This window comes from Promicromonospora sp. MEB111, from assembly GCF_030209445.1.
Lineage (GTDB): Bacteria > Actinomycetota > Actinomycetes > Actinomycetales > Cellulomonadaceae > Promicromonospora.
Map to the genome: position 1 here is coordinate 65,837 of NZ_JARVSD010000001.1, position 22,667 is coordinate 88,503.

Genomic DNA, 22,667 nt, shown 5'->3' on the forward strand with positions numbered 1-22,667 from the left:
CACCACGCCCGGGCCTGGTCACCGCTGGCGCGGCCGGGGCGGGCGCGGCCGGCCCGGCAGCGGTTCGAGCGCGGCCAGCACCTCGTCCCGGCTCGGGGCGGCGGCGTCCAGCACCACCCGGCCCGGCCGGGCGCCGAGCACCACCACGCGGTCGGCCAGGGCGAGGGCCTCGTCCACGTCGTGCGTCACGAGCACCACGGCTCGCTGCCCGACGCCGGCGGCCCGCTCGCTCTGACGGCCGGCGTCGGCGAGCCCGACCCCCGCCAGCCACTCGTTCATCCGCCGCCGCGTGATCGGGTCCAGGGCGCCGAACGGCTCGTCGAGCAACAGCACGGGCCGTCCGGCCAGGCAGGTGCGGAGCAGCGCGAGCCGCTGCCGCATCCCGCCCGACAGCTCGTGGGGCCAGGCCCGCTCGAAGCCCGCCAGGCCGAACGTCTCGAACAGCTCGGCGGCGCGCGCCTCGGCGTCGGCCCGCGGCACCCGCGCGATCCGGGCGCCGAGCAGCGCGTTGGACCACGCCCGGCGCCACGGCAGCAGCCCGTCCCGCTGCGGCATCCAGGCCGTCGCGGCTCCGCCGTCCGGCAATGTGGGGAGCGTGAGCTCCCCCGAGACCGTCGCGGCCGGCGGCAGCATGCCGCCGAGCGCGCGCAGCAGCGTCGACTTGCCGCACCCCGAGGGCCCGACGACGGCGACGAACTCGCCGTCGGCCACCGCGAGATCCACGCCGTCCAGGGCCAGGACGTCGCCGAACCGGACGCTCAGCCCGGACGCCGAGAGCACGCTCACGGCTGGCCGTCGGCGTCGGCGTCGTCCGCGTCGGTGTCGCCCGCGCTGGCGTCGCCCGCGGTGCCGGCCGCGTCGTCGGAACCGGCCGCGCCCGGCAGGTAGTCGTCGGTCCAGGCGGCGTCCGTGTCGAACCCGGGTTCGGTCAGCCCCTCCTCCTCGAGGAACCCGACGAACCCGTCCCACACGTCGGCGCGCTGCACGCCCCACTCGCCGGACGCGTACTGCGGGGCGAGCCACCGCGCGCTCGCCCCGACCAGCTCCGGGTCGAGCTCCGGCGCGGCCTCCAGCAGCACCTGCGCCGCCCGGTCGGGGTCGGCGGCCGCTTTGTCGTACCCGCGCGCGAGCGCGGCCAGGAACCCGCGGGCGACGTCCGGCTCCTCGTCGAGCAGCGACCGGGACGTCGCCACGAGCGGCGTGTACCAGTCGGGGATGCAGTCGAGGCGGTCCCGGAACGCGATGGTGTCGACGTCGAGCCCGTCCACCTCGCCCAGCCGGATCGTGTCCCAGGCGTCGAACACCCAGGCGGTGTCGAACTGGTCCTCGGTGAGGCCGATGCGGAAGTCGTCGCTGACGAGCGGCGTGAACTCGACCTGCGCGGGATCGCCGCCGTCGCACTCCACGAGCTTGCTGATCAGGGCCTTCTCGAGGTCGGACTCGTAGGACCCGTACCGCTTGCCCTCCAGGTCCTTGGGCCGCGTGATCCCGTCGTCCGCGAGGCTGATCAGCGACGACGTGTTGTGCTCGATCACGGTCGCGACGGAGACGACGTCGGCGCCCGCCGCCCGCGCGGGGACCAGACCCTCCGCCACGGAGTAGGCGAAGTCGGCCTGGCCCGCCGCGACGAGCTGCAGACCCGACGTCTCGCCGGGCTCGACGATCTCGACGTCGAGCCCCTCCTCCTCGAACCAGCCCTCGGCCCGGGCCAGGTACAGGCCGGAGTGGTTGGTGTTGGGCGTCCAGTCGAGCACGACGGTGACCTCGCGCAGGCCGCCGTCGGACGCCGTGTCGGCGGTGCCCGCGGCGGCGCCGCAGCCTGCGAGCGCCAGCGGCGCGATCGCAGCGAGGGCCAGGGCGGGGGTACGGGACAGGTTCATGATTTTCCTCTCTGCCACGGCGTCGCGACGCGTGTGAGCGCGGCGACGAGGGCGAAGAACAGGCCGGACAGGAAAGCGATCAGGACGACGCCCACGAAGATCTGGTCCACGGCGTACGCCTTGCGGGACCGCTGCACGAACACGCCGAGGCCGGACTGCCCGGCGAGGTACTCGGCGACCACGGCCGCGCCCACCGCGTAGGTCGCGGCGACCCGCAGGCCTGCGAGCGCACCGGGGACCGACGCCGGCAGGCGGACCAGCAGGAACTGGTCCAAGCGGGTACCGCCCAGGCCGGCGACCATGTCGGAGTGCTCGGCGTCGACGGCGCGCATCGCCCCCACCGCCGAGACCAGGACGGGGAAGAAGACGGTGAGCGACACCAGGATCACCTTGGGCAGCAGGCCGAAGCCCGCCCAGAGGATCATCAGCGGCGCGAGCACGACGACCGGCACCGTCTGCGTGAGCACGACGAGCGGGTACACCGCGTCGCCGGTCACGCGGGAGGCCGTGACCACGATGCCGAGCAGCAGGCCGGCGACCGCGCCGAGCGCGAGCCCGGCGGCGGCCTCGGTGAGCGTGGTCGCGACGTGCGGGCCGAGCAACGGCGCCACCTCGACGGCGGTCCGGGCCACCTGCGACGGCGCGGGCAGCACGAACTCGGGTACGGCCGCGAGGCGGACCCACCCCTCCCAGACCGCGAGCAGCAGGACGACGGTGAGGAGCGGGGCGACGACGCGTCCCGCCCGCCGCCGTCCGACGGCGGTCCGCGACTCAGCCGCGGACCGTCGTCGAACGACCTGGCTCACGCGCGGAACTTGGTGACGAGGTCCGCGATGGTGGGGCCGGCGTCGTCGGCGCCCTGGCTGACCTTGATGTTGGACTGGACGCCGTCCGCGCCGGCGACGAGCGTCGCCTCGTGGACGGCGCGCAGCAGCGCCCACACCTCGTCGGGGCTGCCCTGGACGAACGTGCCCATGGCGCCCACCTCGTAGGTGAGCCCGGACGCCTGGATGACGGCGATGGCGGCGTCCACGTGCGCGTACTTCGCGTCGGGCGTGCCGCTGGGGCGGGGAGAGACCTGGATCTCGGCGAGCATGTGCGACCTCCGTGCACGGGCATGCCGGAGGTCGCCGGTTCCCGACAGGGGGCGCGCGACCACGCCCCCGCGCAGGGGACGGCCTCGACCGAACGCCCGTGCCGTCAGGCACGTCCTTCCGCTGGCATTACCCAGTTCAAGTGATCGGGTCGACGGCGTCGGGCGTGCTGCCCAGGCCTTCCTCTCAGCCCGGCTACCCCGAGCTCCCCGCGTTGGCGGGGCCACGGTACCGCTGGTCGCGGGAGGTGCGGAAGCCTGCTCACCTTCGAGGCCCGAGTTTCTTCGCTTTCAGGCTGCTGAAAGCGAAGAAACTCGGGCCTCGAAGGTGACCGGGAGGGAGGGTCAGGTCACTCCCCCGGGTACTTGAGGCCGATCTGCTCGCGGATCGTGTCCAGGGTGGCCATGATCGCCACCGTCTCCTCGCGCGGGAGCAGCGGGCTGTCCAGCTCGCCGGCCGCCACCAGACGCTCGGCCTCGGCGGCCTGGAAGTGCATGCCGCGGCCCGTCACCTCGGCGCGGAAGGTCTCGGTCTCGGTGCCCGAGGCGTCGTAGACGTGCACGGTCGACGGGTTGTACCAGGTCGCGTCGATCTCGATGCGGCCCTCAGTACCCAGGATCGAGGCCCGGTTGGGCCCGCGGGTGTCCGACGCCGAGACGGTCGTGGCGACCCGGGCGCCGTCGTACCCGAAGATCGTGGCAACGGTGGCGTCCGCACCCGTCTCCTTGAACGTCGCGTGCGACTGCACCGTGAGCGGCTCGCCGAACAGGTCCCAGGCGAACGAGACCGGGTAGATGCCCAGGTCCAGCAGGGAGCCGCCGCCCAGGGCGAGGTCGTTGATGCGGTGGGCCGGGTCGTCGGGCAGGTCCTGGGTGTGGTCCACCAGCAGGGTGCGCACCTCGCCGAGCGCGCCCGACGCGATGATCTCGCGCACGCGCGCCATGTGCGGCAGGAACCGGGTCCACATGGCCTCCAGGACCACGAGCCCCTTCGACTCCGCCAGGTCCACGACCTCGCGCGCCTCGGCGGCGTTGAGCGTGAACGGCTTCTCGACCAGCACGTGCTTGCCGGCCTCCAGCACGAGCTTGGCGGCCTCCGCGTGCATGGGGTGCGGCGTGGCCACGTAGACGATGTCGACCTCGGGGTCGTTCACGAGGTTCTCGTAGGAGCCGTGCGCCGTCGGGATGCCGAACCGGTCGGCGAACTCGCGGGCCTTCTCCAGGGATCGTGACCCCACCGCCTGCACGGTGAAGCCGTTGTCGTTCAGGTCTGATGTGAAGCTCGCGGCGATCCCGCCGGCCGCCAGGATGCCCCATCGCAGGTGTGTCATGCGTTCGAGCGTAGTGCCCGCAGAACGTGTCAGACGCTCAGGTCACCCGAGGGACCTGAGCGTCTGACACGTCAGTGGCGGGAGGGGGTCAGTTGACCTGGATGGTCATGTGACCGTTCCTGCTGTCCTCCGTGAGCACCTTGATGGTGGTGCCGGTGCCGCCGACCTTGACCGACTGGCCGGGGTTGGCCGTGTCGTAGTAGGCGAGCGGGTTGGTGTCGTCGAACGTCGACACGGCCTTCTGCTTGCCCAGCCGCAGCGTGGTCAGCGACGTGGCCGACACCTCACGGTGCAGCGACAGCGCGTCCGTCTTCTGCAGGCCGAACGTGGCGTCGAAGGACTGGATGCGGTTGCGGGCGATCGTGCCGTCCGACCACTTCAGCGCCTTGGCACGGGCGTCGACCGGCAGGGCCTGGCCGCCACCCGGGTGCTGCGACACGTTGTTGTCGCCGTACAGGCTGTTCACGTACCAGACCAGCAGGCCGTCCTGGTACGGGTAGTGCTCCACCTTGTTGCTGTTGGTGAAGTTCCAGCCGAAGTTGTACGGGCCCGTCTTCAGCGTGGCGTCGTACCCGCCGTACACGCGGTTCTCGGCCACATAGTAGTGCTGGTAGGTGACCTCGTACGTGCCGTCGGCGCCCACCGTGGTGAAGCCGTCGGCCGACCAGTCGGCCGCGTCCGAGAAGTCCTCGGTCAGCGCGTCGCCCACGGCGACGTCGTCGACCAGGATGCCGGTCTCGTTGGTGCCGCCGTCGCTGGAGTAGCGGAACCGGACCTGCGCCGTCTGGCCGGCGTAGTCCGCCAGGTCGGCGGTCAGGTCCACCCAGGCGCCGTCCGAGCTGCCGGTGATGCCGGAGCCCGGGTTGGTGCCGTTCGGGTCCTCGTCCGTCGACAGGTTGTTCGGCAGGGCGGTCCAGGTGGTGCCGCCGTCCGTCGAGACCTCGGCGAACGCGTAGTCGAAGTCCACCTCGATGTCGTACTGGACCTTGGCGGTCAGCGAGGCACCGGCCGGCACGGTGAACGACGGCGACGCGATCGTGTTGTTCAGGTCGTTGCCGGTACCGGAGTAGACGAACTCGCCGTCGAACGGCGCGATGCCGAGGTCGACCTGCTCAACACCGTCCGGCAGGTTCACGATCGCCGCCTGGGCGCGCGTGGTGGCGTGGAACGACGGGCCGAGCTTGATGCGCTCGGTCTCGCCCGGCTCCACCGTCTCGTAGTCGAGCCAGCCCAGGAACAGCTTCTCGGTGGCACCCATGTGGTTCGGCGTGGTGCCGATGGTGCCGTCGCCGTGGCCCATCCACGAGCCGGAGCTCATGAGGTTCCAGTAGCCGGTGCCGTTCTCGCCACCGGCGGTGTCGTAGTAGTCCGGCAGGCCGAGGTCGTGGCCGAACTCGTGCGCGAACACGCCGAGGCCGCCGTTCTCCGGCTCCGTGGTGTAGTCGCGGATCCAGAGGTCGGAGTCACCGATCTTGATACCGCCGACCTTCGGGTAGCCGGCCGGGCCGTCCGTGCCGAGACCGCCCTGGTTGACCGACCAGCGGTGCGACCAGATGGCTGACTCGGGCGCGCCGGCCTCCTCGCCCTCCCCGGCGTGGATCGCCTGGAAGTGGTCGATGTAGCCGTCAGGTTCGGCCGTGATGCCGTCGCCGTCCAGGTCGTAGCGGTCCCAGACGTCGAACGACTGGAGGTACGCCTCGATCTCCTCGGCGGACTTGCCCGCCGCGACCTGCTGCTCGTACCAGGCGTCCGCGGTGTCCTGGATGAACCGCGTCATGTCCGTGCCGGACTCCGTGGTGCCGTAGGAGGCCGTGCTGTACGGCACGGTCACCCAGTCGGACACGTCGCCCTGGAGGTCGAACCGACCCGACGACATCTCGTCGTAGACCCCGGCGAACGACTCGCCGTCCTGGTCCTCCAGGCCGGTGAAGAACATCTCCTGGTAGTGCTCGCGCGAGAAGTCGGACTCCCAGTAGGTGGAGTTGTCGCTCCGCACGGGCTCCGGGATCTCGTTGTGCGCGGGGCCCGCGGCCGCGTCCGGGTAGCGCTCGTCGGTCTGGTCGCCGAAGTCGACCAGGATGCTGAAGAGCTGAGCCGTCTCCTCGACGCCGTACTCGACGTACTCCCGCGGAGAGATCTCCACGACCTTGGACTTGTGCTTGCCCGACCCGCGCGTCTCGACCTTCGCCTGGCCGGTCGCGACCATGTCGACGGCGATCTGCCGCTTCTCGGTCTGCTTCTCCGCGAGGGCGTCCGGACGGTTGTCCTCCTTGGCGGGCGCCGCCTGCTGCGGCGGCTCCTCGACCGGCGGAGCCGCGGAAGCGGTGATCGGCACGACGGCCGCCGAGAGCAGCAGCGCTGCTCCCGCACCGACCGCACAGAGACGTGAGTTCATGTTTCCTCCGTGAAGAGAGCTGCGTCCGGGACGAGGAGGTGGTGCGTACGGGCCCCGGACCTGCTGGACACCTTTGTCCACGGAGGAGGAAACCAGGGAAATATTACGACAATGTTGCCTAGGACACAGTTCTGGTACACGACGTATGCCGGGAATGGGCTCGTAGAATCGGTTCGAGGCCGCGTACTTTGGTCGATGTCCGCCGGGCCGGCTCGTCGTCCGGGTGAGCCCACGCCCGTCGACCCGCCGGAGACCACATGACCGCGAACAGTCCTGCCGCCGCAGCGGCCTTTGCCGCACCTCCGGTGGACCAGCGCCGCGCGGTCGTCGCGCTGATCGCGCTCTCGGTGAGCGCCTTCACCTTCGTGACGGCGGAGAACCTGCCGGGCGGGCTGCTCACCCTCATCGCCCCCGACCTGGGCCGCAGCACGTCCGAGGTCGGGCTGCTGGTCACGGCGTACGCCGCCGTCGTCGTGCTCGCGTCGCTGCCGCTCTCGCGCCTGACCCGCCGGTTCCCGCGCCGCTGGGTGCTGGCGGCGACCACCGCGGTGTGCACCGTCGGGACACTGTGGTCGGCGGTCGCCGCCGGCTACGTGGACCTGATGGCCGCGCGCATGGTCACGGCGCTGGGCCAGGCGCTGTTCTGGTCGGTCGTCACGCCGGCCGCCGCGAGCCTGTTCGCGCCCGCAGTCCGCGGCAAGATGATCGCGCGCCTCGCCATCGGCAACTCGCTCGCTCCGCTGCTCGGCGTGCCGCTCGGTACCTGGGTGGGCCAGCAGGCGGGCTGGCGCACCGCGTTCCTCGTGTTCTCCGTGGTGAGCCTGCTGGCGTGCCTCGCGATGGCGATCGCCATGCCGGACGTCGACGCCGAGCAGAGCGGCACGGCCACCGGCACGCACCCCAGCATGCGCCGCTTCGTGGTGCTCATGGTGGTCACGGTGCTGCTCGTGACGGGCGGGTTCATGATGATCACGTTCGTCACCCAGTTCCTGCTGGAGACGGCAGGGTTCCCCGACCGGTACCTCAGCGCGCTGCTGCTGGGCCAGGGCGCCGCGGGCCTGGCGGGGACGCTGCTGATCGGCCAGGTGCTCGACAAGCGGCCGTGGCAGACGGTGCTCGTGGCGCTCGGCCTGCTCACCGGCGCGCTGGTGCTGCTGTGGTCGCTGGGCCACGTCCCGGCCGTCGCCCTGGCGGGCCTGGCCCTGTTCGGCCTCGCGTTCAGCGCGATCCCGCCGGCCCTGTCGTTCCTGTCCATGCAGGTCGCCCCGGGCGCCACCGAGTCGGCGACCGCGATCTCGAGCTCGGTGTTCAACATCGGGATCGGCGGCGGGGCAGCGCTCGGGGCGCTGGTGGTGGCCACGGTCGGCATCGACACGGTGCCCCTGGTCGGGGCGTTCTTCGTGCTCGCCGCGCTCGTGGTCGTCGCGGTCGACGTGCGGATCGCGGCCCGGCGGACCGCGATGCCGCACGCCGACGTGCCAGGAATTACTCCGCGGCGCCCTTGAGGCTGCCCGTGAACGGCTCCTCGGAGCTGACGATGCACTGCAGGGAGCGGTCGTTCAGCTGCTCCCAGGTGGCCTGGGTCGGGTAGAAGCCGGTGTAGCCGTAGACGGACTCGTCGTATGAGATGCCCACGAACTTCTCGAACTCGTCGTAGCACCACTCGTCGAACTTCTTCGACATGGCGTCGTCGCCCGGGTACTCGTCGCCCTCCATGATGAGCTCGGCGTAGACCTCGCCGGTGTGCTCCTCGGCGCACGGCACCACAGGCACCGACTCGACCTCGAAGTCCTCACCCTCCGCGGACTCGCCGTAACCGTCGAGGGCCTCCAGGTCGATGCAGTCGCCCTTCAGGATCTCGAACGCGTCCGCGTCGGCGGAGGCGGTGATCTCGCCGCCCGGCTCGTCACGCGGGGCCTCGCCGCTCGACAGGATCCCGTCGAGGACCGAGCAGCCGGAGAGCAGGGTCAGCGAGACGGTCGCTGCGGCCGCGGCGGCCAGCAGCCGGGCCGGACGGCGGGCGGGACGGAGGGTGCGGATCATCAAGTTCTTCCTTTGGGTTCGGCACGACGGCGGACGCCCTCGCCGCGGCCACCTCCGGCCGCCCCGGAAAACTACCGTCTCGAACGTCCGTACTGGTGGCGAGCGCACAACGATTCGATCACGGCCCGCCGAGCCACCTCCGCCACGGCACGCGGCGCCGCGCCGGCGGGGCTGTTCACGCACCGTTCACCCGCACGAGCGGGCGCCGTCCTACGGTGTCTGACGCGGACCACCCGCGCACGACACCCCGACGAAGGAGCAGTCATGCGAGCCAGCACCCCCTCGCGCCTGACCGGCGCGGCCGCGGCAGCGGCCCTGCTGGCCGGGGCTTTCCTCGCCTCGGCGAGCACGGCCTCGGCAGACACCGGCACGGGCCCGACGGCGGACGGAGCGGCGTCGACCGCGACGTCGGCCAAGCACGACCGGAAGCACCCCAAGCCCCGGACCCTGCGCGCCGCGACCTACAACCTGTCGCTCAACCGCGCGACCGAGGGCGAGCTCGTCGCCGACCTGTCCACGGGCGACGACGTCCAGGCGGCAACGGTGGCCGAGGTGATCCAGCACGCGAACCCGGACATCGTGCTGCTCAACGAGTTCGACTACTCGGGCGACGCCGACCCGTACGCCGCGGCCGACCTGTTCCGCGAGAACTACCTGGAGGTGCCGCAGGGCACGGGCCGCCCGGTGGAGTACCCGTACGCGTTCGTCGCGCCGTCCAACACGGGGATCCCGAGCGGGTTCGACCTGAACAACGACGGGACCGTCGGGGGCGGCGACGACGCGCTGGGCTTCGGCCTCTTCCCGGGGCAGTACGGCATGGTCGTGCTGTCCAAGTACCCGATCCAGCACCGCGACGTCCGCACGTTCCAGAACTTCAGGTGGCAGGACATGCCGGGCGCGCTCCTGCCGGACGACCCCGCCACCGTTGCCCCGGCCGACTGGTACTCGGCCGAGGAGCTGGCGGTGCTGCCCCTGTCGTCCAAGTCGCATTGGGACGTGCCGGTGCGCGTGGGCCACGAGACGGTGCACGTGCTCGCGGCGCACCCGACCCCGCCGTCGTTCGACGGCGCGGAGGACCGCAACGGCCTGCGCAACCACGACGAGATCCGGTTCTGGGCCGACTACGTACGCGGCGGCCGCGCGGCGCGCTACGTGTACGACGACGAGGGCCGGCGCGGCGGGCTGCGGCCCGGCTCGTCGTTCGTGATCGTGGGCGACTACAACGCCGACCCGCTCGACGGCGACTCCGCCACGGGCAGCGACGGCGTCCCGGCGATCGACCAGCTGCTGCGCCACCCCCGCGTCACCGACCCGCGGCCGACGTCGGCGGGCGCCCCGGAGGCCTCGGCGCTGCAGGCCGGCGCGAACCTGACCCACGAGGGCGACCCGGCGTTCGACACGGCCGACTTCGCCGACACGACGCCGGGCAACCTCCGCGTCGACTACGTGCTCCCGTCGCGCGACCTGCGCGTCCGGGGCGCGGGCGTCTTCTGGCCGGCCGCGGCCGACCCGCTGTCCCGGCTCACGGGCGTCTACCCGTTCCCGAGCAGCGACCACCGCCTCACCTGGACCGACGTCAAGCTCTGAAAGACAGCACGCTCCAGTCGACAGTTCCCCACCACCGAACGGCTCACCCCCCGCCACCCCACCCCGGGCACGGTGACCCAAAGGAAGAGCCGGAGGGGCGGGAGACGTGCGGCCGGCCGTCAAGCCGTAGGCAGGGCCCCCTGGGGCCCGTGAGCGAGGCCGGCCGCACGTCTCCCGCCCCTCCGGCGGGCGGAACCACAACGATCAGGACGCCTTGTCGACGTCCTCCGCCAACGTGCCCAGGTACAACGAGATCACCTTCGGGTCCGACTGCAGCTCCTTGCCCGTCCCCGTGTAAGCGTCCTTGCCCTGGTCCAGCACGTACCCCCGGTCGCAGATCTGCAGGCAGCGCCGGGCGTTCTGCTCGACCATCACCACGGACACACCCGCCTTGTTGATCATCCGGGTGCGCAGGAACGTCTCGTCCTGACGCACCGGCGACAGCCCGGCGGACGGCTCGTCGAGGAGCAGCACCGACGGGTTCATCATCAGTGCGCGGGCCATGGCGACCATCTGCCGCTCACCGCCCGACATGGCGCCCGCACGCTGCGCGCGCCGCTCGCCCAGGGTGGGGAACAGGTCGGTGATGAACTCGAACCGCTCGGCGAACACCTTGGGCCGCAGGTACACGCCCATCCGCATGTTCTCCTCGACGGTGAGCGAGGGGAACACGTTGTTGTTCTGCGGCACGAACCCGACACCCTGCGACACGAGGCTGTTCGCCTTGTGGTTGGTGATGTCCTCGCCGCCCAGGGTCACGCTGCCGGAGCGGACGTGGACCAGGCCGAACAGGGACTTCAGCAGCGTGGACTTGCCGGCGCCGTTGGGGCCGATGATGCCCACGAGCTCGCCCTTGGCGACCTCCAGGTTGCACCCGTTCAGGATGTTCACACCCGGCAGGTACCCGGCCACGATGTCGGTCGCCTTGAGCAGGATCTCCCGCTTCTCGGTCTTGGCCGCGTCGTTCATCGCTTCTCCTCCTCGGCCTCGAGCCGGGCCAGCACTGCGGGGTCGAGCAGCGAGTCGTCCCCGAGGTCGGTGTCGTGGTGCGCACCCAGGTAGGCGTCGACGACGGCCTGGTCCTGCATGACGGACTTGGGCGGACCCTCGGCGACGATCCTGCCCTCCGCCATGACCACCACCCAGTCGGAGATGTGCCGCACGGCGTGCATGTCGTGCTCCACGAACAGCACGGTCATGCCGTCGTCGCGCAGGGCCTGGATGTGGTGCAGCAGCGACTGCACCAGGGCCGGGTTCACGCCGGCCATGGGCTCGTCGAGCATGATCATGGTCGGGTCCGTCATCAGGGCCCGCGCCATCTCCAGGAGCTTGCGCTGACCGCCGGACAGCGAGCCGGCGAAGTCGTCCTTCTTGGTGTCGAGCTTGAACCGCGCCAGGATCTCGAGCGCCTTCTCGGTGTTGCGCTTCTCGGTGCCCGCCCACAGCGGCTTCACCAGGGAGCCGAAGAGGTTCTCGCCCGGGTTGTCCATCGCGGCGAGCAGCATGTTCTGCAGCACCGTCAGGCGCGACAGCGCCTTGGTGAGCTGGAACGTGCGGACCATGCCGTTGCGCGCCACCTTGGCGGCGTTGACGCCGCCCAGCGACCTGCCCTCGAAGGACCACGAGCCCTGGTTGGGCTTGTCGAAGCCTGTGAGCAGGTTGAAGAAGGTCGTCTTGCCGGCGCCGTTCGGGCCGATGAGGGCCGTGATGACGCCGCGCTGGACCTCCAGGTGGTCGACGTCGACGGCGGTCATGCCACCGAACCGGCGCTGCACGTCGTCGACGAGCAGGATCGGGTCCGGCTTGCTCACGCCGACCTTCGGCTCGACCGCGGCCAGGACGTGCTCCGCGGCCTTGGCGGCCTCGGTGTCGCTGCGCTCGACGGTCTCGAGCGCCTCGACGGTGCTCGCGGGCACGTCCGTCGCCTCGGCCGCCTCGGGCACGTCGGTCACCTCGGCCACCTTGTTCTCTGTCGTCTCATCGGACATCGAAGGCGAGCTCCTTCTTGTTCCCCAGGATTCCTTGTGGGCGGAAGATGACGAGCAGCATGAGGGTCACGCCGACGAGCAGACCACCGATCTGCTCCACCATCGTGGCCGTCACCACGCCTTCCAGACCCTCGCGCATACCCGCGCGGAGCAACATGTAGACCGCATAAAAGAGCATGGACCCCAGGACCGGGCCGAACAAGGTGGCGGCGCCGCCGAGCAGCAGGACCGTCCACGCGAAGAACGTCAGCGAACGGCCCATGGCGTCGGGCGCGACCGACCTGGGCAGCACGTACAGCATGCCCGCGAGCGATCCGCACATGCCGCCGAGCACCAGCGCCTGCATCTTGTAGGAGAAGACGTTCTTGCCCAGTGCGCGGACGGCGTCCTCGTCCTCGCGGATGCCCTTGAGCACGCGGCCCCATGGGCTGCGCGTGAGGAGCCACACGAAGAGGACGGCGATGAGCACCACGGCCCACGAGAACAGGCGGGTCCACCACGAGTCGGATCCGGTGAACACGTACTCGAGCGGGCCGAACGCACCACGCTCGGGCGCCGCCGGCAGGAACGAGAGCTCCTGGAACGTCGCCTTGAACGAACCACCCGTGAGCCCCGCCGCGCCGCCGGTCCATTCCTGGAAGACGGTGGCACGGCCGAGCATTCGGATGATCTCCGCGGCCGAGATGGTCACGATCGCGAGGTAGTCGCCACGCAGCTGCAGCGTGGGTGCGCCGAGGATGAGCGCGAACAGCGCGCCCGCCGCGAGCGAGATGAGCAGGGCCAGCCAGAACGGCGCGCCCGAGATCGTGGCGATGCCGAAGCCGTAGGCGCCCAGCAGCATGAAGCCTGCCTGCCCCATGTTGAGGAGGCCGGTGAACCCGAAGTGCAGGTTGAGGCCGATGGCGGCCAGCGCGATGGCGGCCGTGGTCGGAGCGATGAGCTCGGCGAGCGCCTGGGTGAGGATGCGGCTCAGTTCCATGATGGTTCTCCTTTCAGCCGATCCGCTCGGCGCGGCCGAGCAGGCCCTGCGGCCTGAACAGCAGCACGAGGATGAGGATCACGAGTGCCGAGGCGTAGCGCAGGTCGCTCGGCATTCCGGGGATGAGGGTGGACATCTCGACGACGAGGCCGATCACGAGGGAGCCGAGCAGGGCGCCGTAGGCCGTGCCCAGGCCACCGAGGGTGACGGCGGCGAACATCAGGAGCAGCAGCAGCATGCCGAGCGACCAGTTGAACGAGCCGAACGAGATGGCCAGCAGCATGCCCGCCAGGCCGGCGAAGCCCGTGGACATGGTCCAGACGACGCGGATGATGCGGTCCGGGTTGATGCCGGTGGCCGCCGCGAGCGCCGTGTTGTCCGAGACGGCGCGGGTGGCGCGGCCGGTCCGGGTGCGGGTGAGGAACCACGCGATGAAGAAGATCACGACGACCGCGACCAGCATCGAGATCCACGAGGCGGTGCTCAGCGTGATGCCCGCGATCTCCAGCGGCTTCGGGTTCTGCGGCAGCACGCGGTGCGACCGGCCGCCGATGACCATCTGGATGGCGTACTGCAGCGCGAGCGACAGGCCGATGGTCACGATCATCATCTGCGTGACGGGGGTACCGCGCCGGCGCAACGGGCCCCAGATGGCGGCGTCCTGCAGCCAGCCTGTGGCTGCGCAGACCACGATCACGCCGATCACGGTGAGCCAGACCGGCATGTGCAGCCAGTTGATGCCGATGAAGCCGAACATGGCGCCCAGCGTCACCTGCTCGCCGTGCGAGAAGCTCGACAGGCCGGTCGTGCCGTAGATGAGGCTGATGCCCACCGAGGCCAGGGCGAGCAGCAGGCCGAACCGGATGCCGGAGCCGAACTGTTGCCAGATCTGCGCGAGAGAGGGGCCGCCGCCCTCGGTGGTGGTGGTGCCGGCTCCGCCGAGGCCCTCGTCCCCGGCTGCGGGGCCGGAGGCCGCGTCCGTGGGCTCGCCCTCGCTCGGGGCGGTGGTGGCGCCCCCGCTGGGCTCGGTGCTCTCGGGGGGCGTGGTGCCCAGCCGGAACGCCGCGCGCGCGGAGCTACCGGTCTGTGCCGTGACCTGCAGCTCGGTGGCGTCCGGGAAGAGCCCGTCGGGGACGGTCTCCTCGTCGAGGGTGAGCGTGTAGGTACCGACCTGCGGCACCTCCACGGACGCCGGCCCCTCCTGGGTGCTGGTCACGTCTGTCTCGAACCCCGCGCCGGAGATGGTCACGCCCACGTCGGGGACGGGGTTGTTCTCCGCGTCCAGGACGATCGCCACGACGCAGGCCGTCGTGTCGTCGGGTGTGCAGTCGGCGGGCGCAGTGGCAGCCATCGCTGGTGCCGCAGCGATCGCGGCAGGGATGGCCGCGGCCGCGAGCGTGGCCAGCAGCCTGCGCGCGGCCGTCGCGAGGTTCGGTCGGTCGGCTGTCATCTGCCGGGTCCTCCGTCGGTTCTGGTGTGTGATGCTCCGAGGTCTCGGTGCCGATACGACACCAGCATGATTCAGTCCTGCTTAACCAGGCCTGCATCAAACTGATGCCATCGGCGTGCGGCGAGTGTAGCCGTGCCATGTGTCACTCGTTACACCCGTTGGTCACACCAAGGTCACGGAGTGCCATCGTCGAGGGCAGGGAGAGGGCGTGGGATGCCCCGTCGCGGGGGCGTCGGCACGGTTAGGCTGACGCGGTGTCCGACGACGCCATGACTCCCCCAGCGGCCGCCCCGGCGGCCGATCGACCGAACGGTTCCGTGCGGGTCCTCCCGCCGTCCGAGCCACCCTTCACCGTGCGCCGCCCCCGTGAGCGCACCTTCCACGGCGACACCTTCACCGACGACTACGAGTGGCTCCGCGACAAGGAGGATCCCGAGGTCGTGGCGCACCTGGAGGCGCAGAACGCCTGGACCCTCGACCGTCAGGAGCACCTGGCGCCGCTGCGGCAGACCCTGTTCGACGAGATCAAGGGGCGCACCCTCGAGACCGACCTCTCGGTCCCCGCGCGCGACGGCGACTGGTGGTACTACGCCCGCACGGTCGAGGGCCAGCAGTACCCGATCCACGCGCGGTACCCGGTCGCCGGCCCGGACGACTGGACGCCCCGCGTGCTCGAGCCCGGGCAGCCCGTGCCGGGCGAGCAGGTCATGCTGGACCAGAACGCCGAGGCCGAGGGGCACGAGTTCTTCGCCCTGGGCTCGCTCGACGTCTCCGACGACGGCACCCGGCTGCTGTACGCGACCGACACGGCGGGCGACGAGCGCTACACGCTGCGCGTCCGCGACCTGGCCACCGGCGAGGACCTCCGCGACGAGGTGCGCGACACCGCTCCCGGCGCCATGTTCACCCCCGACGGCGAGCACGTCTTCTACCTGACCGTGGACGACGCCTGGCGGCCCTGGCGGGTCTGGCGGCACCGGCTCGGTGCCACCGGGTCCGACGACGTGCTGGTGTTCGAGGAGCCCGACGAGCGGTACTGGGTGGGCGTGGGCCTGTCCCGGTCCAAGAAGTACCTGCAGATCGAGCTCGGCTCGAAGGTGACGAGCGAGTCGTGGCTGCTGGAGGCCGACGACCCGACGGGCGAGTTCCGCGTCGTCTGGCCGCGCCGTGAGGGCGTCGAGTACTCGGTGGAGCACGCGGTGCTGCCTGGGTCGACCGGCGAGCCCGAGGACGCCCTGCTGATCCTGCACAACCAGGACGCGCTGAACTTCGAGCTGGTCGCGTCGCCCGTCCCGGCACGCGGCGAGAACATCACCCCGGAGGCCGCGGCCGTCGTCGTGCCGCACGACCCCGAGGTGCGCCTGGAGGGCGTGAGCGCGAGCGAGCGCTACGCGGTGCTCTACTACCGCCGCGGTGCGATCTCCCGCTCGGCCGTGCTCCAGCTCCCGGCGAGCGGCCCGGTCACCTGGGACTTCCAGGAGATCTCCTTCGGTCAGCCGCTGGAGTCGGTCGGCGCGGGCGTGGGTGTGTGGGAGCAGCCCAACCTCAAGGTGGGCTACACGTCGTTCGTCACGCCGTCGTCGCTCTACCTGTACGACGTCGCCTCCGGCGAGCGCACGCTGCTCAAGCAGCAGCCGGTGCTCGGCGGGTACGACGCCGGTGACTACGACCAGCGCCGGGAGTGGGCCGTCGCCGAGGACGGGACGCGCGTGCCGGTCTCGCTCGTCTGGCGCAAGGACAAGGTGCAGTTCGCCGACCCGGCCGGCTCGGCCGACCCGGCCGGCTCGGCCGACCCGGCTCCCGCCGAACCCGCACCCCTGCTCCTGTACGGGTACGGCGCGTACGAGTACTCGATCGACCCGTACTTCTCGATCGCCCGCCTGAGCCTGCTCGACCGCGGGGTCGTCTTCGCCGTCGCGCACGTCCGGGGCGGCGGCGAGATGGGCCGCTCCTGGTACGACGACGGCAAGCTGGCCGCCAAGCGCAACACGTTCACCGACTTCGTGGCCTGCGGCCGCCACCTGGTGGCCACCGGCTGGACGGCGTCCGACCGCATGGTGGCCGACGGCGGCAGCGCCGGCGGGCTGCTCGTCGGCGCGGCCACCAACCTGGCGCCCGAGCTGTTCGCAGGGGTGCTGGCCGGGGTGCCGTTCGTCGACGCGCTGACGTCGATGCTCGACCCGACGCTGCCCCTGACCGTCACGGAGCGCGACGAGTGGGGCGACCCGCTGAACGACCCCGAGGTGTACGCGTACATGCGCTCGTACACGCCGTACGAGAACGTGGCCGACGACGCCTCGCGCTACCCCCGCGTGCTCGCGACCACGAGCTTCAACGACACCCGCGTGCTGTACGTGGAGCCGGCCAAGTGGGTGGCCCGGCTGCAGGCCGCGGGGGCGCCGGCGATGCTCAAGATCGAGATGTCGGCCGGGCACGGCGGCGTCTCGGGGCGCTACTCCGCCTGGGAGCAGGTGGCGTTCGAGCACGCCTGGACGCTGGACGTGCTGGGCCTGGCCGGCCTCTGAGACCTCAGAGGCCGGCCTTGGCCGCGACCACCCGGGCCGCGGCCGCGTCGATCCTGGCGGCGAAGGCCGGGTCGTCCTTCGCGGCCTGGACCAGCGCGTCCACCATCGCCGGGGCCACGGACGGCCGCGCGGACGCGAGCACCACGTCCACCCCGGCGGCGACGGCACGGACCGCCCGCTCCCCCGGGGGCACGCTCTCGACCTGCACCGCCGCCGACAGGTCGTCGGTGATGATCACGCCGTCGAACCCGTGCTCGCGGACCAGGCCCACCACGGTGGGGCTGAACACCGCAGGCGCGTCCGGGTCGATCCGGGCGTAGATCGCGGACGACATCATCACCAGGCCCGAGCCGTCCTTGATGCCGGCGTCGAACACCGCCACCGACGGGTCGTCGGGCCCGGTCACCGTGTCGGTCACGCCGGCGGTCGTGTCCGTGTTCCCGGTGACCCGGCCCAGCCCCGGGAAGTGCTTGATCGACGTCTGCACGCCCGCGTCCCGCTGCCCCTCGGCGAACGCGTTGCCGTGGGCGATCACGGACTCCGGCGTGTACCCGTAGTTGCGCCCAAAGACGCCGATCGGCGCATTCGACGCCGCGCTCTGCTGCGGGACCAGGTCCATCACCGGCGCGAGATTGAGGTTCACGCCCGCGGCGGCCAGCTCCTGGCCCCAGGTCAGGGACCGGACACGCAGATCCGGTGCGGACAGCTCGGCCTGGTCGAGCGCGCTGGGCATGTCGCTGAAGCCCTGCCCCCGCAGGACCTGTACCTCGCCGCCCTCCTGGTCTGTGGCGACGAAGAGGGGTACCGGCGAGGTGGACGCCGCCACCGCGGCGTCCACCAGGTTCTTCACCGGCTGCCGGCCGGCGTGGGTACGACCGTGCAGGAAGACGCCGCCGATCTGCCGGCTCTCGAGCATGTCGAACGTCGGCTGGAACGGGCCCTTGACGGGCAGGCCGACCATCACGACCTGGCCCACCTTCTGCTCCAGGCTCCAGCCGGCCACGAGCGACAGGTCGGGCTCGCCGGGCGTCGGCTCCGGGGTGGGCCGCGTGGACGGCGTCGCGCCGGGCGCCGGCGACACCGCACCGTCCGACGGCGACGGGACGCCGGACGGCGAGCCGCTCGGCGGCGGGCTGCTCGGCGACGGGCTCGGCCGCGCGCTCGGCTGGGAGGGTCCGGGGAGGGAGGTCGGTCCGGGTTCACCGGCCGGAGCGGAACAACCCGCGGCCAGCGCGGCGACCGTGAGCACGGTCGCGGCGAGCAGGCCGGCAGGGCGAAAGCGGGTCATGACCATCAGTCTCACCCCGTCGTGGTCCCGACGTGCAATCGGGTCGGGTCAGAGCGCCGCGCCGACCACCCGCACGAACGCGTCGACGTCCGCCTCCGTGGTGTCCCACGCGCACATCCAGCGCACCTCGACCCGGTCGGCGGTCTCCCCCGGCGCCCAGTCGTAGAAGCGGGCGTGCTCGCGCACGCGGTCCGCTGCCACGCGGGGCAGCGTCGCGAACACGACGTTCGCCTCGGTCGGGTACCGCAGGTCGACCCCCACCCCGGGCTCCAGCAGACCCGCCGCCTCGATGCCCGCGCGCAGGCGCGCGGCCATCGCGTTGGAGTGCGCCGCGTTGCGCAGCCACAGCGGCCCGCCCTCGGCGCTGCCGGACGGCGTCGCGGCGGACGCCGGCGTGCCGGACGTCGGCGTGCCCGGCTCGCCGAGCAGCGCGAGGAGCTGGGCCGACACGAACCGGGTCTTCGACGCGAGCTGCATCGTCGCCTTGCGCAGGTACGGCACTGCCTCGGACGGTGCCGCCCCCGCCGGACCGGCCGCGGCGCCGTCGTCGGACAGGACCACCACGGCCTCGCCGAGCATGCCGCCGTTCTTCGCCGCGCCGAGCGACACGATGTCCACGCCGACGTCGGTGGTGATCTCCCGCAGCCCGACGCCGAGGGTCGCCGCGGCGTTCGCGAGGCGCGAGCCGTCGACGTGCACGCGCAGGCCCGCCGCGTGGGCGGTGTCGGCGAGCAGCTTGAGGTCGGCCACGGAGTAGACCGTGCCGAGCTCGGTCACCTGGGTGAGGCTCAGCACCGCGGGCTGCGCGCGGTGCACGTCGCCGAGGTCGCCGGCGTAGCGGTCCACGGCGTCGGGCCCGATGCGACCGTGCCTGCTCGGTACGGCGAGGATCTTGAGGCCGCCCACCCGCTCGGGCGCCCCGTTCTCGTCGGTGTGGACGTGCGCGACGTCGCTGGTGATCACCGCGCCCCAGCGCGGGGCGGCGGCCATGAGGCTGATGACGTTCGCGCCCGTGCCGTTCAGGACGGGGAAGATGCGGGCCCGCTCGCCGAACACCTCCTCGGCGCGGTGCTGCAGGCGGGCGGAGACGGGGTCGTCGCCGTACGCGACGGCCGCGCCGTCGTTCGCCGCGGCGACCGCGGCCATGACCTCGGGGTGGACGGGGGCGTAGTTGTCGGAGGCGAAGTGCTGCACCCGCCCATTCTCCCGCCCGAGCAGCCGGCGACGGTCTCGGCCTCGACGCTCCCCGGGAGCGGGCAGGCCGAAGGCCCGGTCACCTCGAAAGGTGACCGGGCCTTCGTAGTACAACCGGGCGGGCTCACGAGCCCGCCGTGTCGGCTGTCAGAGATCAGATCGGGCGGATGTTCTCCGCCTGGAGGCCCTTCGGGCCCTGCTTCACGTCGAACTCGACGCGCTGGTTCTCCTCCAGCGAGCGGTAGCCGCTCGACTGGATCGCGCTGAAGTGGGCGAACACGTCCTGCCCACCGTCCTCGGGTGCGATGAACCCGAAGCCCTTCTCGGCGTTGAACCACTTGACGGTTCCGAATGCCATGTACTGCTCCTTGCAAGATGCGACGACCCCGGCCTTCGGGATCGCTGTAATCACGGTGTCGTCGTCATCTCTTGGAAGAACGATCGAGGCACTGCAACACGCCAAGCGTACCTGCCCGTGCCCAGGAAAGCCCGATCAATCTCCGTGAGGTGCGCCCGGCGGGCGACTGGATGAACTTTCCTTGGGTCTAGGGTGATGTGGGTCACGTCCTCGTAACAATCTTGGTCGGGGTGGGGGATTCGTGACACAGGCGTCACACAAGGTGACTACTTTCAGCGACCACGACGGAGCAAAGTGCGCCGTCAGATCCACTCCCGCTTGAAGGGGAACAGCAGACATGATTCGACGTTCCACGGCTGCGCGCGGGCTCGCGCTAGCGGCAGTCCTCAGCGTGGGCTTGGCAGCCTGCTCCACCTCGGGTTCTGGCGATGGAGAGGGCGGGGGCTCCACCGAGCCGCTCGTCGTCGGCACCATCCTCCCGATCACCGGCTCTCTTGCCTACCTCGGTCCGCCCGAGGTCGCGGGCGTCGGACTTGCCGTCGACGACATCAACGCCGCCGGGGGTGTGCTGGGCGAGGACGTGACCCTCGAGGGCGGTGACTCCGGTGACTCGACCGACATGAGCGTGTCGACGAACACGGCCACCGACCTCATCGGCAAGGGCGTCCAGGTCGCCATCGGCGCGGCGTCCTCGTCCGTGTCCCAGAACGTGGTGGACCAGTTCACCGAGGCCGGGGTTCTCCAGATCTCGCCCGCGAACACCGCCACGGAGCTCTCCGGCGTGAGCGACCTGTTCACCCGTACCGCTCCGCCGGACACCGTGCAGGGTGCGGCGCTCGGCTCGCTCGTGCTCGACGGCGGCCACCAGAAGGTCGCCTTCCTCGTGCAGAACGAGACCTACGGCACCGGTCTGCGCGACAACGTGCAGAAGTCCATCGAGGCCGGAGGCGCCGAGGCCGTCTACGGCGCCACGGGTTCCGGCGAGGAGTTCGCCCCGGGCGAGACCAACTTCTCGTCGATCGTCACCGACGCTCTGGCCGCCAAGCCGGACGCCATCGTCATCCTCGCGTTCGAGGAGACCAAGGCAGCCATCGCCGAGCTCGTCTCCCAGGGCTGGGACTTCGACGGCACCACGTACCTCTGCGACGGCAACACCGCCGACTACTCCAAGGACTTCGACCCGGGGACGCTCAAGGGCGTCGTCGGCACCATCCCCGGCGCCGACCCCGCGCAGGAGTTCAAGGACGCGGCGAGCGGCTGGTACGAGGAGAACGAGGGCGAGCCGCTGACCGACTACGCCTACGCCGCTGAGTCGTACGACGCCGTGATCCTCGCCGCGCTGGCCGCGGTGAAGGCCGAGTCGACCACCGGTACCGACATCGCCGCCCAGATCCGTTCCGTGTCCGGTGCGGACGGCGGCACCGAGGTGTCCACCTTCGAGGAGGGCGTCGCGGCGCTCGAGGCCGGCGACGACATCCACTACACGGGCGTCTCCGGCATCGGCCCGATCAACGAGGACAACGACCCGTCGTCCGCGTTCATCGGTGTCTACAGCTACGCCGACGACAACACGCTCGTGTTCGACCGTGCGATCGAGGGCTCGGTCGAGGGCTGACGCTCCCGGCTGACACAGCACGAAGGCCCGGTCACCTCGGTGGCCGGGCCTTCGTCATGTCCTGTTCGTGTCGCGGAGGGACGATGACCGGGAACCCTGGGCCACGGCACGCCGTTGACCGGGGTGGACCGTCAGGACCGAACCTCACGAAGGACTGAGATCAATGGGCTTCCTCGACCGACTGCTCGGCCGCGAGCCGCGCGAGCAGACACCCGGCATGTACCAGGGCGGCGGCACGCCGCGGCCCCAGTACCAGCAGACCCCGGGTCAGACCCCGGCCTACGGCACGGCCCCCGTCTACGGGTCCGCCGCGAGCACGGGACGCAGCGAGGACGAGGTGGCGATCGAGCGCTACCGCTACCTGCTGCGCACGGCTCCGCCGGACCGGGTCGAGGAGGCGCACGCCGAGGCGTTCGCGCAGCTCACGCCCGAGCAGCGCAACCAGGTGCTGGCCCAGCTCAGCGAGACCGTGCCGCCCAACGAGCGCGCGACGTCGGACGATCCGCGCGACCTGGCCCGCATGGCCACCCGCGCCGAGATGCGCAACCCCGGCACCCTCGAGCGGAACTTCGGCGCAAGCCGCGGCCCGGGCTTCGGCTCGATGCTCGGCGCGAGCATGCTCGGCACCATCGGTGGCATGGTCATCGGCTCGGCCGTGGCGGACATGATGTTCGGCAGCTCCTTCGGCGACCCGGCGCAGGACTTCGCCGGTGAGGAGGGCGGCGGCGAGGAGGCCGGCGGCGAGGAGGCCGGCGGCGAGCCCGTCGAGGCGGCCGGCGCCGAGGGCGGCGACGCGGGAGCCGATGCCGGGGCAGACGCCGGTGGGGACGGCGGCGGCGGGTTCTTCGGCGACATGTTCGGCGGCGGGGATGCCGGTGGCGACTTCGGCGGCGGTGACTTCGGCGGCGGCGAGTTCTGACCCGTCCCGCCCGGACCGGGTG

Annotated in this window: 19 protein-coding genes; 5 read left to right on the forward strand and 14 right to left on the reverse strand. The window is 71.4% G+C overall.

Translation table 11 applies throughout. From position 1 onward, the window contains the following. Nucleotides 1-18: 18 nt before the first annotated feature. The 6 genes from QRN56_RS00300 to QRN56_RS00325 form a co-directional block, all read right to left on the reverse strand. On the reverse strand, nt 19-786 hold the full coding sequence (locus QRN56_RS00300; protein ID WP_285100469.1) for an ABC transporter ATP-binding protein: 768 nt from the start codon (nt 784-786) through the stop codon (nt 19-21). After that, nucleotides 783-1,880 carry an ABC transporter substrate-binding protein gene (locus QRN56_RS00305; protein WP_285100470.1) on the reverse strand — a complete coding sequence of 366 codons (1,098 nt, stop codon included), beginning with the start codon at nt 1,878-1,880 and terminating at the stop codon, nt 783-785. The genes QRN56_RS00300 and QRN56_RS00305 overlap by 4 nt, the downstream gene beginning before the upstream one ends. After that, the gene (locus QRN56_RS00310; RefSeq protein WP_285100471.1) at nt 1,877-2,686 is read right to left on the reverse strand and encodes an ABC transporter permease; all 810 of its coding nucleotides are present in this window, start codon (nt 2,684-2,686) and stop codon (nt 1,877-1,879) included. Before QRN56_RS00310 ends, QRN56_RS00305 begins: the two co-directional genes overlap by 4 nt. Next, nucleotides 2,683-2,976 (reverse strand): thiamine-binding protein, encoded by a 294-nt coding sequence (locus QRN56_RS00315; protein WP_285100472.1) that lies wholly within the window; start codon nt 2,974-2,976, stop codon nt 2,683-2,685. The genes QRN56_RS00310 and QRN56_RS00315 overlap by 4 nt, the downstream gene beginning before the upstream one ends. A gap of 347 nt (nt 2,977-3,323) precedes the next feature. After that, nucleotides 3,324-4,304, reverse strand: a complete 981-nt coding sequence (locus QRN56_RS00320; protein ID WP_285100473.1) for a Gfo/Idh/MocA family protein — start codon at nt 4,302-4,304, stop codon at nt 3,324-3,326. Nucleotides 4,305-4,392: 88 nt separating this feature from the next. Continuing rightward, complete coding sequence (locus QRN56_RS00325; RefSeq protein ID WP_285100474.1) at nt 4,393-6,699, reverse strand: immune inhibitor A domain-containing protein; 2,307 nt, start codon at nt 6,697-6,699, stop codon at nt 4,393-4,395. 257 nt (nt 6,700-6,956) lie between these two features. Between QRN56_RS00325 and QRN56_RS00330 the strand changes: the two genes are divergently transcribed. Beyond that, nucleotides 6,957-8,204, forward strand: coding sequence for an MFS transporter (locus tag QRN56_RS00330; RefSeq protein WP_285100475.1), 1,248 nt, complete (start codon nt 6,957-6,959; stop codon nt 8,202-8,204). Here QRN56_RS00330 and QRN56_RS00335 read toward each other — a convergent pair. Next, nucleotides 8,185-8,742: a septum formation family protein gene (locus QRN56_RS00335; RefSeq protein ID WP_285100476.1), complete on the reverse strand. Its 558-nt coding sequence runs from the start codon at nt 8,740-8,742 to the stop codon at nt 8,185-8,187. The genes QRN56_RS00330 and QRN56_RS00335 overlap by 20 nt on opposite strands. Before the next feature lie 264 nt (nt 8,743-9,006). On the opposite strand from QRN56_RS00335, the gene QRN56_RS00340 reads away from it, so the two are divergent. Further along, complete coding sequence (locus QRN56_RS00340; protein WP_285100477.1) at nt 9,007-10,329, forward strand: endonuclease/exonuclease/phosphatase family protein; 1,323 nt, start codon at nt 9,007-9,009, stop codon at nt 10,327-10,329. Between the two features lie 204 nt (nt 10,330-10,533). Here the strand turns inward: QRN56_RS00340 and QRN56_RS00345 are convergent, their stop codons facing one another. The 4 genes from QRN56_RS00345 to QRN56_RS00360 are packed head-to-tail and all read right to left on the reverse strand — an operon-like array spanning nt 10,534 to nt 14,746. Then, nucleotides 10,534-11,298 (reverse strand): ABC transporter ATP-binding protein, encoded by a 765-nt coding sequence (locus QRN56_RS00345; protein WP_285100478.1) that lies wholly within the window; start codon nt 11,296-11,298, stop codon nt 10,534-10,536. Beyond that, on the reverse strand, nt 11,295-12,317 hold the full coding sequence (locus tag QRN56_RS00350; protein WP_285100479.1) for an ABC transporter ATP-binding protein: 1,023 nt from the start codon (nt 12,315-12,317) through the stop codon (nt 11,295-11,297). The genes QRN56_RS00345 and QRN56_RS00350 overlap by 4 nt, the downstream gene beginning before the upstream one ends. Further along, nucleotides 12,307-13,296 (reverse strand): branched-chain amino acid ABC transporter permease, encoded by a 990-nt coding sequence (locus QRN56_RS00355; protein ID WP_285100480.1) that lies wholly within the window; start codon nt 13,294-13,296, stop codon nt 12,307-12,309. The genes QRN56_RS00350 and QRN56_RS00355 overlap by 11 nt, the downstream gene beginning before the upstream one ends. Before the next feature lie 13 nt (nt 13,297-13,309). Beyond that, nucleotides 13,310-14,746 carry a branched-chain amino acid ABC transporter permease gene (locus tag QRN56_RS00360; RefSeq protein ID WP_285100481.1) on the reverse strand — a complete coding sequence of 479 codons (1,437 nt, stop codon included), beginning with the start codon at nt 14,744-14,746 and terminating at the stop codon, nt 13,310-13,312. A gap of 269 nt (nt 14,747-15,015) precedes the next feature. Between QRN56_RS00360 and QRN56_RS00365 the strand changes: the two genes are divergently transcribed. Then, nucleotides 15,016-17,271, forward strand: a complete 2,256-nt coding sequence (locus tag QRN56_RS00365) for a S9 family peptidase (protein ID WP_285100647.1) — start codon at nt 15,016-15,018, stop codon at nt 17,269-17,271. 4 nt (nt 17,272-17,275) lie between these two features. On the opposite strand, the gene QRN56_RS00370 is transcribed toward QRN56_RS00365, so the two are convergent. From QRN56_RS00370 to QRN56_RS00380, 3 genes are all read right to left on the reverse strand, one after another. After that, nucleotides 17,276-18,559 (reverse strand): glycoside hydrolase family 3 N-terminal domain-containing protein, encoded by a 1,284-nt coding sequence (locus QRN56_RS00370; RefSeq protein ID WP_285100482.1) that lies wholly within the window; start codon nt 18,557-18,559, stop codon nt 17,276-17,278. Nucleotides 18,560-18,607: 48 nt separating this feature from the next. After that, nucleotides 18,608-19,753, reverse strand: a complete 1,146-nt coding sequence (locus tag QRN56_RS00375) for a threonine aldolase family protein (RefSeq protein WP_285100483.1) — start codon at nt 19,751-19,753, stop codon at nt 18,608-18,610. Nucleotides 19,754-19,907: 154 nt separating this feature from the next. Next, nucleotides 19,908-20,111 (reverse strand): cold-shock protein, encoded by a 204-nt coding sequence (locus QRN56_RS00380; protein WP_036971009.1) that lies wholly within the window; start codon nt 20,109-20,111, stop codon nt 19,908-19,910. A 337-nt stretch (nt 20,112-20,448) separates the two neighbouring features. Here QRN56_RS00380 and QRN56_RS00385 point away from each other — a divergent pair, with 337 nt between their 5' ends. Further along, the gene (locus QRN56_RS00385; protein ID WP_285100484.1) at nt 20,449-21,726 is read left to right on the forward strand and encodes an ABC transporter substrate-binding protein; all 1,278 of its coding nucleotides are present in this window, start codon (nt 20,449-20,451) and stop codon (nt 21,724-21,726) included. A gap of 163 nt (nt 21,727-21,889) precedes the next feature. Beyond that, entirely contained in the window at nt 21,890-22,645 is a 756-nt protein-coding gene (locus QRN56_RS00390) for a hypothetical protein (protein ID WP_285100485.1), read from the forward strand. The last annotated feature ends 22 nt before the right edge of the window (nt 22,646-22,667 follow it).

What these genes read in the sequence shown, in the direction of transcription:
- QRN56_RS00325 (WP_285100474.1), bottom strand. Translation starts at nt 6,699, where the DNA reads ATGAACTCACGTCTCTGTGCGGTCGGTGCGGGAGCAGCGCTGCTGCTC.
- QRN56_RS00305 (WP_285100470.1), bottom strand. Translation starts at nt 1,880, where the DNA reads ATGAACCTGTCCCGTACCCCCGCCCTGGCCCTCGCTGCGATCGCGCCG.
- QRN56_RS00385 (WP_285100484.1), top strand. Translation starts at nt 20,449, where the DNA reads ATGATTCGACGTTCCACGGCTGCGCGCGGGCTCGCGCTAGCGGCAGTC.
- QRN56_RS00370 (WP_285100482.1), bottom strand. Translation starts at nt 18,559, where the DNA reads ATGACCCGCTTTCGCCCTGCCGGCCTGCTCGCCGCGACCGTGCTCACG.
- QRN56_RS00320 (WP_285100473.1), bottom strand. Translation starts at nt 4,304, where the DNA reads ATGACACACCTGCGATGGGGCATCCTGGCGGCCGGCGGGATCGCCGCG.
- QRN56_RS00345 (WP_285100478.1), bottom strand. Translation starts at nt 11,298, where the DNA reads ATGAACGACGCGGCCAAGACCGAGAAGCGGGAGATCCTGCTCAAGGCG.
- QRN56_RS00360 (WP_285100481.1), bottom strand. Translation starts at nt 14,746, where the DNA reads ATGACAGCCGACCGACCGAACCTCGCGACGGCCGCGCGCAGGCTGCTG.
- QRN56_RS00365 (WP_285100647.1), top strand. Translation starts at nt 15,016, where the DNA reads ATGACTCCCCCAGCGGCCGCCCCGGCGGCCGATCGACCGAACGGTTCC.
- QRN56_RS00355 (WP_285100480.1), bottom strand. Translation starts at nt 13,296, where the DNA reads ATGGAACTGAGCCGCATCCTCACCCAGGCGCTCGCCGAGCTCATCGCT.
- QRN56_RS00350 (WP_285100479.1), bottom strand. Translation starts at nt 12,317, where the DNA reads ATGTCCGATGAGACGACAGAGAACAAGGTGGCCGAGGTGACCGACGTG.
- QRN56_RS00380 (WP_036971009.1), bottom strand. Translation starts at nt 20,111, where the DNA reads ATGGCATTCGGAACCGTCAAGTGGTTCAACGCCGAGAAGGGCTTCGGG.
- QRN56_RS00335 (WP_285100476.1), bottom strand. Translation starts at nt 8,742, where the DNA reads ATGATCCGCACCCTCCGTCCCGCCCGCCGTCCGGCCCGGCTGCTGGCC.
- QRN56_RS00340 (WP_285100477.1), top strand. Translation starts at nt 9,007, where the DNA reads ATGCGAGCCAGCACCCCCTCGCGCCTGACCGGCGCGGCCGCGGCAGCG.
- QRN56_RS00390 (WP_285100485.1), top strand. Translation starts at nt 21,890, where the DNA reads ATGGGCTTCCTCGACCGACTGCTCGGCCGCGAGCCGCGCGAGCAGACA.
- QRN56_RS00315 (WP_285100472.1), bottom strand. Translation starts at nt 2,976, where the DNA reads ATGCTCGCCGAGATCCAGGTCTCTCCCCGCCCCAGCGGCACGCCCGAC.
- QRN56_RS00330 (WP_285100475.1), top strand. Translation starts at nt 6,957, where the DNA reads ATGACCGCGAACAGTCCTGCCGCCGCAGCGGCCTTTGCCGCACCTCCG.